The sequence below is a fragment of the Pseudoalteromonas denitrificans DSM 6059 genome (assembly GCF_900112265.1).
GTDB lineage: Bacteria > Pseudomonadota > Gammaproteobacteria > Enterobacterales > Alteromonadaceae > Pseudoalteromonas > Pseudoalteromonas denitrificans.
In genome coordinates this window covers 97140-110875 of sequence record NZ_FOLO01000008.1, presented here as the reverse complement: position 1 = coordinate 110875, position 13736 = coordinate 97140, and the positions used below count along the sequence as shown (strand labels likewise).

At 34.6% G+C, this 13736-nt stretch carries 12 protein-coding genes and 1 tRNA gene; 6 read left to right on the top strand and 7 right to left on the bottom strand.

Features of this window, described 5'->3' with window-relative positions; genetic code table 11:
- The first annotated feature begins 2 nt into the window (after positions 1–2).
- Positions 3–79: transfer RNA gene (locus BM088_RS07710), tRNA-Asn, on the top strand.
- A 141-nt stretch (positions 80–220) separates the two neighbouring features.
- Positions 221–2152 carry an EAL domain-containing protein gene (locus BM088_RS07705; protein ID WP_091982453.1) on the top strand — a complete coding sequence of 644 codons (1932 nt, stop codon included), beginning with the start codon at positions 221–223 and terminating at the stop codon, positions 2150–2152.
- Between the two features lie 150 nt (positions 2153–2302).
- Here BM088_RS07705 and recJ read toward each other — a convergent pair whose 3' ends face one another.
- The 3 genes from recJ to xerD form a co-directional block, all read right to left on the bottom strand.
- The gene (gene recJ, locus BM088_RS07700) at positions 2303–4042 is read right to left on the bottom strand and encodes a single-stranded-DNA-specific exonuclease RecJ (RefSeq protein WP_091982451.1); all 1740 of its coding nucleotides are present in this window, start codon (positions 4040–4042) and stop codon (positions 2303–2305) included.
- Between the two features lie 76 nt (positions 4043–4118).
- Positions 4119–4859: a bifunctional protein-disulfide isomerase/oxidoreductase DsbC gene (gene dsbC / locus BM088_RS07695; protein WP_091982449.1), complete on the bottom strand. Its 741-nt coding sequence runs from the start codon at positions 4857–4859 to the stop codon at positions 4119–4121.
- A gap of 194 nt (positions 4860–5053) precedes the next feature.
- On the bottom strand, positions 5054–5959 hold the full coding sequence (gene xerD / locus BM088_RS07690) for a site-specific tyrosine recombinase XerD (protein WP_245763779.1): 906 nt from the start codon (positions 5957–5959) through the stop codon (positions 5054–5056).
- Positions 5960–6043: 84 nt separating this feature from the next.
- On the opposite strand from xerD, the gene fldB reads away from it, so the two are divergent.
- Entirely contained in the window at positions 6044–6565 is a 522-nt protein-coding gene (gene fldB, locus BM088_RS07685) for a flavodoxin FldB (protein WP_091982445.1), read from the top strand.
- Here fldB and BM088_RS07680 read toward each other — a convergent pair.
- Together BM088_RS07680 and BM088_RS07675 are read right to left on the bottom strand one after the other, a co-directional pair.
- On the bottom strand, positions 6557–7288 hold the full coding sequence (locus BM088_RS07680) for a substrate-binding periplasmic protein (protein ID WP_143085048.1): 732 nt from the start codon (positions 7286–7288) through the stop codon (positions 6557–6559). The genes fldB and BM088_RS07680 overlap by 9 nt on opposite strands.
- A gap of 71 nt (positions 7289–7359) precedes the next feature.
- Positions 7360–8070 carry a tRNA1(Val) (adenine(37)-N6)-methyltransferase gene (locus tag BM088_RS07675; protein ID WP_091982443.1) on the bottom strand — a complete coding sequence of 237 codons (711 nt, stop codon included), beginning with the start codon at positions 8068–8070 and terminating at the stop codon, positions 7360–7362.
- A gap of 64 nt (positions 8071–8134) precedes the next feature.
- Between BM088_RS07675 and srmB the strand changes: the two genes are divergently transcribed.
- Positions 8135–9376, top strand: coding sequence for an ATP-dependent RNA helicase SrmB (srmB, locus tag BM088_RS07670; protein ID WP_425439284.1), 1242 nt, complete (start codon positions 8135–8137; stop codon positions 9374–9376).
- A 60-nt stretch (positions 9377–9436) separates the two neighbouring features.
- On the opposite strand, the gene BM088_RS07665 is transcribed toward srmB, so the two are convergent.
- Positions 9437–10006 (bottom strand): hypothetical protein, encoded by a 570-nt coding sequence (locus BM088_RS07665; protein WP_091982441.1) that lies wholly within the window; start codon positions 10004–10006, stop codon positions 9437–9439.
- A 10-nt stretch (positions 10007–10016) separates the two neighbouring features.
- Complete coding sequence (yaaA, locus tag BM088_RS07660) at positions 10017–10793, bottom strand: peroxide stress protein YaaA (RefSeq protein ID WP_091982440.1); 777 nt, start codon at positions 10791–10793, stop codon at positions 10017–10019.
- A gap of 236 nt (positions 10794–11029) precedes the next feature.
- Here yaaA and tal point away from each other — a divergent pair, with 236 nt between their 5' ends.
- A complete protein-coding gene (tal, locus tag BM088_RS07655) occupies positions 11030–11986 on the top strand; it encodes a transaldolase (RefSeq protein WP_091982438.1) in 957 nt (318 codons plus the stop codon).
- Positions 11987–12020: 34 nt separating this feature from the next.
- The gene (pgi, locus tag BM088_RS07650; RefSeq protein ID WP_091982436.1) at positions 12021–13655 is read left to right on the top strand and encodes a glucose-6-phosphate isomerase; all 1635 of its coding nucleotides are present in this window, start codon (positions 12021–12023) and stop codon (positions 13653–13655) included.
- Positions 13656–13736: the final 81 nt, after the last annotated feature.

Below are 13736 nucleotides of genomic sequence, written 5' to 3'. Positions count from 1 at the left end.
GTTCCCCCTTAGCTCAGTTGGTTAGAGCGACGGACTGTTAATCCGCAGGTCCCCCGTTCGAGTCGGGGAGGGGGAGCCAACAAATTTATAATCTCCTTTATTCATTTCCTTATTATTTGATTATTCAATATATTTACATTACCTATCTTTTTACTCTACTATATATGAATAAAAGCAATTTCTGATTTTCAGTTAATAATAAATGGATAAATGAAAAACCATGTCAGGATTAAAAAAATTCATATATATTCAAGTATCTCTTTGGCTAGTACTCTCTTTTATTAGTACTTATACCGTTATCTCCGCATTTAAAAGCTATAGCTCAGAAGTACAATTGTCTACTCAGCGCGCGATTAGTCTCTACATTAAAGAGAACCCTCTAAACGAAGAACCCAAAACATATGCAAACAACATAAAAAAACTATTTAATTTAGAATCCCTGAAAATTCAATTAAATAAAAACGAAGTCCTTTTTAATCAAACAAGTAATTTAAGTTACCTGCCCTTTGTTATAAACAAAGTACAAGATTTATCACCCTTTATCAGAACACAGTTTGCCATTGATCCTGACCAAAATCTCAATCTTGAATTTACCGTAAAAATGAATTTAGCTGCTGACATTACACAAAGTACGTTATTTTTAATGCTTTTTTTGATATTGGTTTTAGTCATAACACCATTTATCACGCTCAAGTCTTTAATGAAGCAAGCCGCTGATAGTGTTTCAGAAGCCATGTCAAACATGATAGATAACTTTGTAAAGTCAGACGAACAAAACAAGCAACTTGATAGCAGTGTGGCAGAAGGAGCTGTATCCTCTATTTTTCCAAGCATTGCCCGTTTAAATTTATTTTTAAGAAAAAAACAAAAAGAAGTTGAAGACTCAGCCCTAAAAATTAAATCTGAGGCATATAAAGATTCTGTTACTGAGCTTGGCAATAGAAATATGTTTGTTGAATACTATAGTACTAATATAGAAGATACTGACAAACCTAGTTTTGGTATTTTAGCTTTAATACGCTGTAGCGAACTACAACTTATCAATCAAACTCTGGGGTATCAAAAAGGTGATGCCTATATTAAAGATGTATCCGAATTAGTTCAAAAAGTTATAGGTACCTATTCAGGAAGCCTGTGTTATCGAATAAACAGTTCTGATTTTGCGGTGATATTACCCAATATTCCACTTAAAGAAGCTGAGCGTATTGGTGATGCACTTCAAGCAAAATTTACCGAATACCAACAGCAAGCAGAATTAAGTTCTATAGCAAATACAGGCATGGTTGCCTATGAAGCAAAAAAACCTTTAGGTGAATTATTGGCTTTAGTTGATACGGCTTTAAGCTTATCTCAGAGTAAACAAGCTAATGCCTGGCATATACAAAAGGCATCTGATGTACTCGATAATGTAAGTGCGAATTTTGGCAACCAAAACTGGCGCCAAGTCATTGATGAAGTGCTTGATAAATCCCGTATTAAGTTAATGATCCAAACGATTAGTCCTACTAACCGTAGTACCAAAGCTTATTCAGAAATATTAGCGCGATTTAAAACAGAAGACGAACAAATTTTACCTACAGCTTCCTTCCTTGCTATGTCAGAAAAACTTGGGCAAATATCACATGTAGATCGTTTAATCATTGAATCAGCAATTGATTCAATTAAAAATAAAAACCTCAATGAGCAATTTTTTGGCATCAATATTACGGCACATAGCGTTCATGATGAACAATTTGTGATTTGGCTTGAACGATTATTACTTAAAAATAATAATGTATCCGCCAAGCTTATTTTTGAGGTGAGTGAATTTGGTTTACAGCAAAATGTTAAGGCAAGTAAGCGCTTCATAGATATGACACATAGAGTTGGCGCTAGAGTCACAGTGGAACGATTTGGGGTGGGTTTAACTTCATTCAAGTTTTTTAGAGATCTTAAACCTGACTTTATCAAAATGGATGCCAGTTATACCCGAGGATTAGAAGAGGATAAAAACAATCAATACTTTATGCGCTTAATTGTTGATTTAGCTCACAGAATTGGCGTGACTGTTTTAGCTGAAGGAGTTGAAACACAAGAAGAAAAACATATTATTGAACAACTTTGTTTAGATGGTGTTCAAGGCTACTATATAGATAAACCCAGAGATATTTAATTACCTTATACTAGCCAAATAAATTAACTGGCTAGTTTCAATATTATGCAAGCAAAGATGTGTGTAATTTTAGCCAACCTATCCTACTCGAAACCCAATTTACAAATTTTGATATTAAAAGACTTAAAGTAAAAATCTTTTAATAATAAACTATTTTGCAAGTAGTTCTCTTATTAAGAGTTGTAGGCTAAATTTACCTCTGAATTCATTTATATCGAGTGTAAAAGCACACTGCAAGTTTTGCACATTTGAATTAGGCCATTGCTTAACATCAATATTAAATGCAATACCATCAATTAAAAAACCACTTTGATGTTTTAAAACAAGTTTTAGGTGTTTTTCACCAACGATACGCTGTTGAACAATTTCAAAAATATGTTCAAAAACAGGCTCCGGGAACTCTTGTCCCCAAGGGCCCGCCTGCTTAAGGTATTGTGCAAACTCAAGAGTAAAATAGCCACTTGGTAGTTCTCCATCCGTTAAAACGATACTTTGTCGTAAATCATCGGTTAATTTTTCACTGATAGCCTGCGTAAAGGCCCGCTCAAACACTATAAAGTCAGACTGTTTTATCGAAAGTCCCGCCGCCATAGCATGACCCCCAAATTTTAAAATAAGACCTGGATTTGCCGTACTAATCGACTCTAATAAATCTCTGATGTGTAACCCTGGTATTGAGCGACATGAACCTTTGATCTCTTGTTCTTGCTCATTAGAGTCATCACCACAAGCAAATATAACGGTAGGTCGATGATATTTTTCTTTTAACCGCCCCGCTAAAATACCAATCACACCTTGGTGCCAATCATCTTGAAATAGACATACTGCATCAGGTATTTTTTCTTCAGTTTTGTTTAGCTTATCCAGCACAACTTGTGCTTCAACCTGCATACTCTGTTCAATTTCACGACGCTCAATATTTAATGCATCTAGTTCGCCTGCAAGTCGTCTTGCGTTGTTAAGATCAGGACTTAATAAACAAGCTATGCCTAAACTCATATCATCTAAACGCCCAGCAGCATTAAGTCTTGGAGCCAATGAAAAGCCAAAATCAGAAGCCGATAACCTCCCCTGATTGCGATTTGAGACTTCTATTAATGCTTCAATTCCAGGTCGTGTTACACCATTTTTTATTCTTGCTAAACCTTGGTGTACTAAAGTACGGTTATTAGCATCTAGTGGTACGACATCAGCAACAGTACCAAGTGCCACTAAATCCAATAAACTTGCAATATTTGGCGGGATTTGATTATTATTTTCAAACCAGTTTTTATCTCTTAATAAGCTTCTAAAAGCTAATAATAAATAAAATGCGACCCCTACTCCTGCTAATGCCGTTGATGGAAACTCACAATCAATTTGATTAGGGTTAACTATTGCATCCGCCTTAGGTAATTTATTTCCTGGCAAATGATGATCTGTTACGATGACTTTAATGCCAGCCGCTTTTACAATATCAACTCCTGCAATACATGAAATGCCATTATCAACTGTGATCAACAAATCAGGTGCTATTTTTACAACTTCTTGTGCAAGAGCTGGACTTAATCCGTAGCCAAAATCAAACCGATTTGGCACTAAATAGTCAACCTGGCTAAAACCAAACATTGGCAGACCACACATGAGAGTAGCAGTACTTGTTGCTCCATCAGCATCAAAATCACCCACTATTAAAATTTTACTCTGCTGCTGCAATGCTTGAAATAAAACTTCTGAGGCTTGAGAAACTCCTTTTAACAATTTAAAACTATGTAAAGTTGCTGCGCGGTTATCTAATTCATCACTAGATTTTACTCCTCTGGCAGCATAAATTTGCTTAATAATAGGGTCTAATTCTTGAGGAAGATGGGCATCTTTTACACGGTTACGGCTAATGATTTCTTTTTGCATCGTATTCTTATAATAATTTTTCTCAAATAAAAAAAGGCCTATCGGCCTTTTTTTTCATTTAACAAATAAGTTTAAACTAATTCATTTGCTCTAAACGTTGCTTTAAAGTAGCGGCAGGCTGATAGCCTGGAATTAAAGTGCCATCATCAAAAATGATTGCAGGAGTGCCACTGATACCAAAACTTTGCCCTAGCTCATAATGTTCAGCAACTGGCGCTGTACAGTTTTCAGCTTTAGCAACATCACTACCAGATTTTGCATCTGTTAATGCTTTTAATTTGTCATCAGCACACCATACATTCATTAAATCTGAATAACCTGCACTTCTTACACCACCTCGAGGAAAAGCCATATAACGCACTGTAATACCAGCAGCCAAGAAGTCCTCAATTTCGCGGTGAAGTTTACGACAATAACCACAGGTAATATCAGTGAAAACAGTGATCTGATGCTTTTCTTCAGGTGCTTTATACACTATCATAGAATCTGTGTATTGCGCGATCCCTTCTTTACGAACACCATTAAGAGCTTGTTCAGTCAAATTTTGACGATTTTCAATATCAATTAAAGTACCTTGTAAAAGATATTGACCATTTTCACTTGAATACATCACACCTTTATCTGTGATCAATTCTTTTAAACCTAAAATTGGACTAGGTTTAATGTCTTTTACAACCAAGCCTAATTTCGAAAATTTTTCAACAATTGGGTTTGTTTTAGATACTTCATCAGAACTGATTGAATTTGGTGCAGCAGCAAAGGTACTTAATGGTGCCAAACCCAAAGACAAGGTCAATGTAATTAACAACTTTTTCATTTTAAATCTCTTTTCTATCTAAATATTACAATTATCTATAAGACCCAGTATATAGAAGAATAATTCCCACGACTAGTAACTAAATTAACGGGTACAAAATAAACTTTACATGCCCTTTTGCATAAGACTTCCAAAAACTCAATTTTAACTTTTTCTATAGCTCTAATATCGCTATGAGTTTACATTAAAAATTATCATGATCTTGGATGATGTGCTTTATGAATTGATTTTAATCTCTCTTTTGCAACATGTGTGTAGATTTGAGTTGTCGATAAATCACTGTGTCCCAACATCATTTGCACGACCCTTAAATCAGCTCCATGATTAATTAAATGCGTTGCGAATGCATGTCTTAAAGTATGTGGTGATAATTCAGAATTTATTTCAGCGAGTATCGCATAATGCTTAATCCTATGCCAAAAGGTTTGCCGAGTCATGCCCGTTCCACGTTTTGATGGAAATACAAAATCAGTCGCATGTTTAATCAGTTCTAAACGTCCTTTACGAATAAACTGCTCTAACCAGTACATGGCTTCTTCGCCAAGTGGTACTAACCTTTCTTTATTGCCTTTACCTTTTACAAATACAACGGCTTGTCTTAAATTAACTTGCTCCATTCTTAAACCCACGAGTTCACTTACCCTAAGCCCAGATGCATACAAAACTTCAAGCATGGCTTTATCTCTTAAACCCATGGCTTCATCTATATTTGGACTATCTAATAAACGTTCCACTTCTTGCTCTGACAATGTTTTAGGCAAGCTTTGCATTGCTTTTGGCTGACCTATATGAGCCATAGGAGTTAACTCAATTTTTTTTTCGCGTACAAAATATTGAAAAAAACGTTTTAATGCACTTATTGTTCGTGCTGTACTACGTGATTTATAGCCATTATCAAGCCGATAAGCTAAATAGGCTTGAACATCACCTTGCTCCGTTATCAATAAGTTTTTTGGTGCAATAAAATCAGCAAATTTATCAATATCAGTTCTATAAGCCGATAAAGTATTTTCACTAACACCTTGTTCCAGCCAAATAGCATCTAAGAAGTTTTCTAAAAATTCCCGGTTTACCTGAGGTTGTTTAGCTTGTTCGCTCAAATGAGTTCCTTTTGTTGTTATTTTTATTTTAGGGTAAAATGCTCTCCCTCTATCATAGCAACCAACTAAGAAGTAATAAACATCATGAAAATTGGTTTATTTTACGGTTCAACAACTTGTTACACCGAAATTGCAGCTGAAAAAATGCGCGATATATTAGGAGCTGATTTATTAGCGCTTCACAATATAAAAGATGAGCCACTAAAAAATGCTGAGCAATATGATTTTATTATTTTTGGTATTTCAACTTGGGATTATGGTGAGTTACAAGAAGATTGGGAGTCTCATTGGGATGAAATTGACTCACTAAACCTTAATGATAAAACTGTCGCTATTTTTGGTATGGGCGATCAAGTTGGCTATACCGAATGGTTCCAAGATGCAGTGGGCATGCTACATCATAAAATTGCAGACAAAAAAATAAACCGTATTGGTTATTGGCCAAATACGAGTGATTATGAATTTGAAGCTTCGAAAGCATTAACTGAAGATCAAAGCCACTTTGTAGGTTTAGCACTTGATGAAGACAGTCAATATGATTTAAGTGAAAAAAGACTCACTACTTGGGTTGAACAGATATTAGTTGAATACCAAAATTTACTTTGATTCTAAAATAATATCTTTCTCTTTTTGTTCAAATTTGAGTAAAAGAGAATTAACATCCTGAAGTATTTCAGGATGTTCTAATGCAGTATTTAAACGATTATAAATCTCAACAGAAGACCCTTTAGTTAAAGCCAAATATAAATCCATTGTGCCATTGTTATACTGATCGAATAGCTCCCTTCTTTCCACCTCACCCATACCATATCCCAGCTGCGCTAGCTTTCCATGAACAGCAAACGTAGTACCCACATATCTTTGTACATAATTTTTAACTAAAGCTGCGAGTGCTTGTTCTGAATCTAAAAATTCAACTACATTTTTTTCTTGAAAATAACTTTTTAAACCAGTGGCTTTATGTGAGTTTCGCTCCATCGCGACTAATATCCTTTTAGGATCCTGTTTATTTGCTTTTTTCCAGACGTATTGCCTGCCCGAATATACCTTTATTAACCAAATAAAGTTTTCACTGCGTAGTTCCGTTTTTGTAATTGATAAAATAAGTCGATTTGGATGATTAATTTCTTTTTGAATAATTCTAGCCCATGGCATACCTTCAAATGATGCATCTAATTTTGCATATTTTAATAATTTTTTTGAAAAATCATAAACGGCACCATGACCTATACCATCAGAGTCTATCATCTGAAATGGTGGGTTATGCTCAAATACCACTGTCAGTGAGGCTGCTTCAAGTGGTAAAAAATACAATCCAAAAATAAGCATTAAAACTTTAATAATTAGCTCTGTTACACAAGAGTCATAAAATAAATATAGCCTCTGAAAAAGGTTTAACCTCACATTTTTAAATAAAAGTCTTTTGTTAAATTAATAAAGCTTTGAGAATACCCTCCCTTATGATGAATAATTAATTCTGAACACTCTTGTTTTATATGCATTTTACTTAACTCCATTAAAATGCGTTTTGCAGCCTTACCTTCTTTAGTATAAACATATACTAATTTACTCACTGTGAGTGAAAATTTTTGCGCTAAAGTTTTAATTTCATTTAAAGCATCAAGTGGTAAAACTAACGCTAATCGACCTTCTTCATTTGTAATATTACAAAATTGGTTAATCAAAGATTCAAAGCTTAAGCTACAAGTATGACGGGCTTTATTTCTTGCTTGATCAGGGCTTTTTAAACTATTTACAAAATAAGGGGGATTCGACACTACCAAGTCATATTGTTTAGCTTGCTCAAAAGTATTAAAGTCACCATGATTAATTGAAATATCAGACCAAGGACTATTATTAAAATTCTTTTTTGCCTGTAAAAATGCTGCTTTATCGATTTCTAAAGCCGATATTTTTGTATTAATCTGGCTTAATTTTTCAGCTCGCTGCCTTAGCATTAAAGCGATTAACCCAGTGCCTGCCCCCACATCTAAAATATTTTTACAATTGCTAATATCAGCCCAAGCGCCTAATAAAACACCATCGGTTCCAACCTTCATTGCACAGTTATTTTGTACTAAATAAAATCGTTTAAACTGAAAACCTGACATTTTTATTTTAGATCTCACATTTACTAAGTATAATAACGCTATTGTCCTTTATTTATGACGCCTTATGCAATTGCAATTCGCAGATCTTGAACTTGACCAAAAATTATTAAATGCCGTTAATAACGTTGGTTACACCGAACCGACAAAAATTCAAAAGCTAGTGATCCCTCGCGCCCTTGAAGGCCGTGACATTTTAGCTTCAGCGCCAACTGGCACAGGCAAAACAGCTGCATTTTTATTATCCGCTATTCAATTTTTAATTGATTTTCCACGTCGAGATCCAGGATTCGCTCGTGTTCTAATAATGACCCCTACTCGTGAACTTGCCTATCAAATTCACGAACAGTGTTTATTATTCACAGCAAATACTCATCTTCAGGTAGGTGTTGTAACTGGCGGTATTAATTATGGTACACATAAAGATATCTTTGAAAAAAATAACGATATCTTAATTGCGACACCTGGTAGATTAATGGATTATATGGATGGTAATAACTTCCATGCTGAAAATGTAGAATTACTTATTCTTGATGAAGCCGATCGTATGCTAGATATGGGTTTCAAAAAAGAGATGCTAAAAATATGTGACGAAGCCGAAAATCGCAGACAATGTTTTTTATTTTCAGCTACGCTCGAAGGCGATAACGTAGAGTTATTCGCAGACAAAGTCTTAAAAGACCCTGCATTACTTGAAGCAAAAGTATCAACACAAGATCAAGGCCAAATTCATCAGTGGGTTCACTTAGCTGATAGCCGTTCACATAAACTAAAGTTATTAACTCGTATTTTAAAGAATGAATCTCTCACCAAAGCCATTGTTTTTGTTAAAACCAGAGAAAAGTTAGAACAATTAGTGGGTGAGTTATTCAGTCAGGGCATTAAAACTATTTGGTTACGAGGAGAAATGCCGCAAGATAAACGCATGCGTTCTCTTGAAAATTTTCATTTAGGTAAAGCGAATATATTAGTTGCAACCGATGTGGCCGCTCGAGGCTTAGATGTCGCCGATATAAGCCATGTCGTAAACTATGATATGCCTTATAGCCCTGACATTTATGTACACCGCATAGGTCGTACAGGCAGAGCAGGTAACGATGGTATTGCAATTTCACTCGTAGAAGCACATGACATCGCTATGGTCGGCAAGGTTGAACGTTATACAGAACAAAACCTGAAACGTAGAAATATTAAAGGACTTGAGCCTAGACATAAAGAGGCGAAACCACCAGCCAAAAAGAAAAAAGATCCTGTTAAAATGAAAGCCAAGAAAAAGGCTAAAAAGAAAGCAGCTAAAAATAAAAAATAAAAAATAAAAGCCTAACAATGTTTGTTAGGCTTTTATTTTTTTGCATTGATTTAACTAAACTTAAAATAACTTTTTATAATTATTGAAAGCTATTTCATCATAACCATTTGAAGCTCGATTCATAAAACCATGTTGATACTCAGTATGACTAATCTTTACTAATTCATAATCTTCAAGTACTTTCATGACGTTTATTACATCAAAATGAGCTTCACTTTTGGGAAAAATCAAATGTGTTTCAATATTAAGGTTAATATCTAAATTATTTCTTATTTGACTTGGATAAAAACCAATAAATTGACATCCTGTTCCAGTATTGTAGTTATCCAAAGCTCGCCAAATAGCCGAAGCGCCAGCACTAAAACCAATAAAATTTATACTTTCATTTAAATTTTTTGCCATAACATTTTTTATCAAAGTTAAATAATGTTCATGGCCTCCATGAGCTAAAAACTTTTCATATGCACGTGTATCTGTGGCAAATTCAAAATGTAAGCCTTCATAAGGGTCTACAATAATCACTTCAATATCTTTATTATACTTTTGTGTTAAAGCTTGCTGCTGGACTTTAGCGTAATGTTTTAACTCGGGTGTATTACCAAAAATATCAGGGGCTATTATTAACTTCATTAAAAAACCTTTACTGCTCAGCCCTAATAAAAACAGGTTCATTTTCTTTTGTTGTCATTTCAGCACTAAAATAATAACCCGAACAATCAAATTCTTTGAGTTCGGCCAAAGTTTTAATTTTATTTTCAATAATGAAGCGTGTCATCAAACCTCTTGCTTTTTTAGCGTAAAAGCTTATCACCTTATATTGACCATTTTTACAGTCTTTAAAAATAGGAGCGATTATCTGACCTTTTAAGGTTTTTTTATCTACCGCTTTAAAATATTCATTGGATGCTAAATTAACTAAAATATCTGTTTTTTGTTGAGAAAAAAGCACGTTAAGTTTTTCTGCAATGATCTTACCCCAAAATTGATACAAGTTTTTACCACGGGTACTTTCAAGTTTCGTGCCCATTTCTAACCTATAGGCCTGCATTAAGTCTAACGGTTTTAGTAATCCATATAACCCAGATAAAATACGCAAATTATCTTGTGCATATACAAGTGATTCATCAGTTAAGTTTGATGCATCTAAACCCGTATAAACATCACCATTAAATGCAAAAATAGCCTGTTTAGCATTTTCTACTGTGAAAGGTTGTGACCACTGAGTAAACCTTGCTGCATTAAGGCCTGCAAGCTTATCGCTTATTTTCATTAAGCTGCCAATATCATGGGGAGCAAGCTTTCGACATACTTCTATCAATAATTGACTATGCTCTAATAACTCAGGCTGCGTATGCCCTACGTATGTAACTGGTGTTTCATAATCTAGATTTTTGGCGGGAGAAATGACAGTGATCATATTAAACCTTATATATACCTTAACAATTTGAGGGATATGTATTGACTTGCATTTAGAATAATGACAATTTCATCATTAAACGCGATCAAAATCACGTTTTTTATTAACTGCCTTTCACTTAAATCCAATTATTCGTTTTTAAATGCGGACATTTGACCTGTTACCCCAGTGTAATTTAAGTGCAATATTAAACATGTATATTCAAGATGTATTCTTTTTGGAATGAGGAATAAAAAATGACTGCAGTATTAGCGGCATTAAAAGCCAAATCAACAATAGTAGCCGATACCGGCGATATCGAAGCAATTAAACAGCATAAACCACAAGATGCGACAACTAATCCGTCTTTATTATTAAAAGCCAGTGAAATCCCAGCTTATCAAACATATTTAAAACAAGCTTGGCAGTTTGCAAAAGAGTCTGAATCAGATGAAAGCAAACAATTAAGCCTAGCTTGTGATTATTTTGCAGTACTAATTGGTAAAGAAATCACTGAAGTTGTTCCTGGATATATTTCTACCGAAGTTGATGCGCGACTTTCATTTGATACACAAGCAACTATCGAAAAAGCCAAGTTATTACTGTCGTTATATGAAAAAATTGGCGTTTCTAAAGATAAAATTTTAATCAAAATTGCATCAACATGGGAAGGTATCAAAGCCGCTGAAGTATTAGAAAAAGAAGGTATCAAATGTAACCTGACTTTGCTTTTTAGTGAAGCTCAAGCACGCGCTTGTGCCGATGCAAATGTATTTTTAATCTCTCCATTTGTAGGACGTATTTTAGACTGGCACGTCGCAAATGGTATGGAAAAACCAACCGACCCTCTAAAAGATCCTGGAGTACAATCAGTTCGCGAAATTTACAGTTTTTATAAAAGCCATGGTTACAAAACAGTTGTCATGGGCGCAAGCTTTAGAAATACAGGCGAAATCCTAGCACTTACGGGCTGTGATCGATTAACGATTGCACCTACTTTATTAGATGAATTGGCTACACTTAAAGATGTACCTGATTATTCATTAGTGCAACCAACTGAAATTTTAGAAAAACCTGAAGCGTTAACACAAAGTCAATTCCGTTGGTCACATAATGAAGATCCAATGGCAACTGAAAAACTAGCTGATGGTATAAGCCAATTTGCAAAAGCACAAGTTGAGCTTGAAAAGAGATTTAGCACTCTAAAACTCTAATTTCTTGAACCATTATTAAAATTAAGAGAAAAAAATGACTCAAACCAGCAAGGATCAAAGCGTATTTAATGCGCTTGAGACTGCTGCTTCTGAAGTAAAAAAGCGCCATTTAATGGCGCTTTTTTCTGAGCAGCCTAACAGAGCACACACATATAGTTTAAAAGTTAATTCTTTTTATTTAGACTATTCTAAACAAGCTATAAATGATGCTGCTTTTAAGGCATTAATTGACCTTGCTAAATTTAAAAAGCTTGAAGCAAAGCGTGATGCAATGTTTCAAGGTAAAAAAATAAACCATACCGAAAACCGTGCAGTTTTACATACCGCATTAAGAAACAGCCAACACATAAAAAAATACTCACCAGAAATAGCCTCAGAAATTGAATCCACAAAAACCAGAATGTTAGAGTTTGTTGATAATGTAACAAATAGGCTTCATTTAGGTTTTACCAATAAAGCAATTACAGATGTGATAAGCATTGGCATTGGAGGTTCTTTTTTTGGTCCTAAAATGCTACAAAGCGCGTTAATAAAAAATAATAACTCACAAATTAAAGTGCATTATTTAGCGAATATTGATGGTGAACAAATTTCTCAAGTTCTCTCAAAGCTAAACCCTGAAACATGTTTAATTGTTGTTGCTTCAAAATCATGGACAACTGCTGAAACTCAGTTAAACGCACAATCTGTTATGAATTGGTTTAAAACACAATTACCTGCAACAGATGCAATAAAAAAGCATTGGGTTGCACTGACAGCTAAACCCGAACAGGCAAAAGAATTTGGTATAACATCTTCAATGATTTTTCCGTTGTGGGATTTCATCGGTGGCCGTTACTCAGTTTGGTCTACGATAGGCTTACCTTTAGCTTTAAGCATAGGTGCCAGTGCTTTTAAGCAAGTACTTGAGGGAGCCGCGACAATGGATAAACACTTTTGTACTGCCCCTCTTGATAAAAACATGCCAGTGATCATGTCCTTAATGGGATACTGGCAACAAGAGTACTTTGGCTTAAATAACCTTATGGTTTTACCTTATAGTCATAGCTTAAAAAGTTTACCTGCTTATTTGCAGCAGCTTGATATGGAAAGTAATGGCAAAGCAGTGGATAGTCATGGCAATGATATAAATAACTCAGGCCCTATACTTTGGGGTGCCGAAGGTACAAACTGCCAACATTCATTTATGCAACTTTTTCATCAGGGTAAACAATCTGGCATGATAGATTTTATCTTACCTGCAACAGGTCATGCCAAACACCCCGATCAACACAAGTTAATGGTTGCTAATTGTTTAGCTCAAGCTCAGGCATTACTGCAAGGTAAAACTTTACAACAAGCAACAGATGAATTATTAGCCGACGGAATAAATACTGAACAGGCTCAAGAATTAGCTAAGCATAAAACGATGCCAGGAAATACAAGTTCAAATACATTAATTATTGACGATATTACGCCACATAGTATGGGCGCACTATTAGCTCTGTATGAACATAAAGTATTTTGTCAGGGTGTTTTATTTAATGTAAATAGTTTTGACCAATGGGGCGTTGAGTTAGGTAAGTCTCTAGGGAAAAACCTATTAAAAAGCATGCACAGTGGTGATTTCAGTTCACTTGATCCCTCAACCTCTAGTTTATTAAAATATATAAATAAACAACAAAGTTAATCATTAGCAAGGTATATTATTAACTTATAATACCTTGCAAACTTCTATCTTGTTTTTTAACTGTTAAAAAAACAACATTTT

Excerpts from the sequence above, each read along its gene's own strand:
- yaaA (WP_091982440.1), bottom strand. The coding sequence starts at position 10,793 with ATGATCACTGTCATTTCTCCCGCCAAAAATCTAGATTATGAAACACCA.
- BM088_RS07665 (WP_091982441.1), bottom strand. The coding sequence starts at position 10,006 with ATGAAGTTAATAATAGCCCCTGATATTTTTGGTAATACACCCGAGTTA.
- srmB (WP_425439284.1), top strand. The coding sequence starts at position 8,135 with ATGCAATTGCAATTCGCAGATCTTGAACTTGACCAAAAATTATTAAAT.
- BM088_RS07705 (WP_091982453.1), top strand. The coding sequence starts at position 221 with ATGTCAGGATTAAAAAAATTCATATATATTCAAGTATCTCTTTGGCTA.
- fldB (WP_091982445.1), top strand. The coding sequence starts at position 6,044 with ATGAAAATTGGTTTATTTTACGGTTCAACAACTTGTTACACCGAAATT.
- recJ (WP_091982451.1), bottom strand. The coding sequence starts at position 4,042 with ATGCAAAAAGAAATCATTAGCCGTAACCGTGTAAAAGATGCCCATCTT.
- pgi (WP_091982436.1), top strand. The coding sequence starts at position 12,021 with ATGACTCAAACCAGCAAGGATCAAAGCGTATTTAATGCGCTTGAGACT.
- tal (WP_091982438.1), top strand. The coding sequence starts at position 11,030 with ATGACTGCAGTATTAGCGGCATTAAAAGCCAAATCAACAATAGTAGCC.
- dsbC (WP_091982449.1), bottom strand. The coding sequence starts at position 4,859 with ATGAAAAAGTTGTTAATTACATTGACCTTGTCTTTGGGTTTGGCACCA.
- BM088_RS07680 (WP_143085048.1), bottom strand. The coding sequence starts at position 7,288 with ATGCTTATTTTTGGATTGTATTTTTTACCACTTGAAGCAGCCTCACTG.
- BM088_RS07675 (WP_091982443.1), bottom strand. The coding sequence starts at position 8,070 with ATGTCAGGTTTTCAGTTTAAACGATTTTATTTAGTACAAAATAACTGT.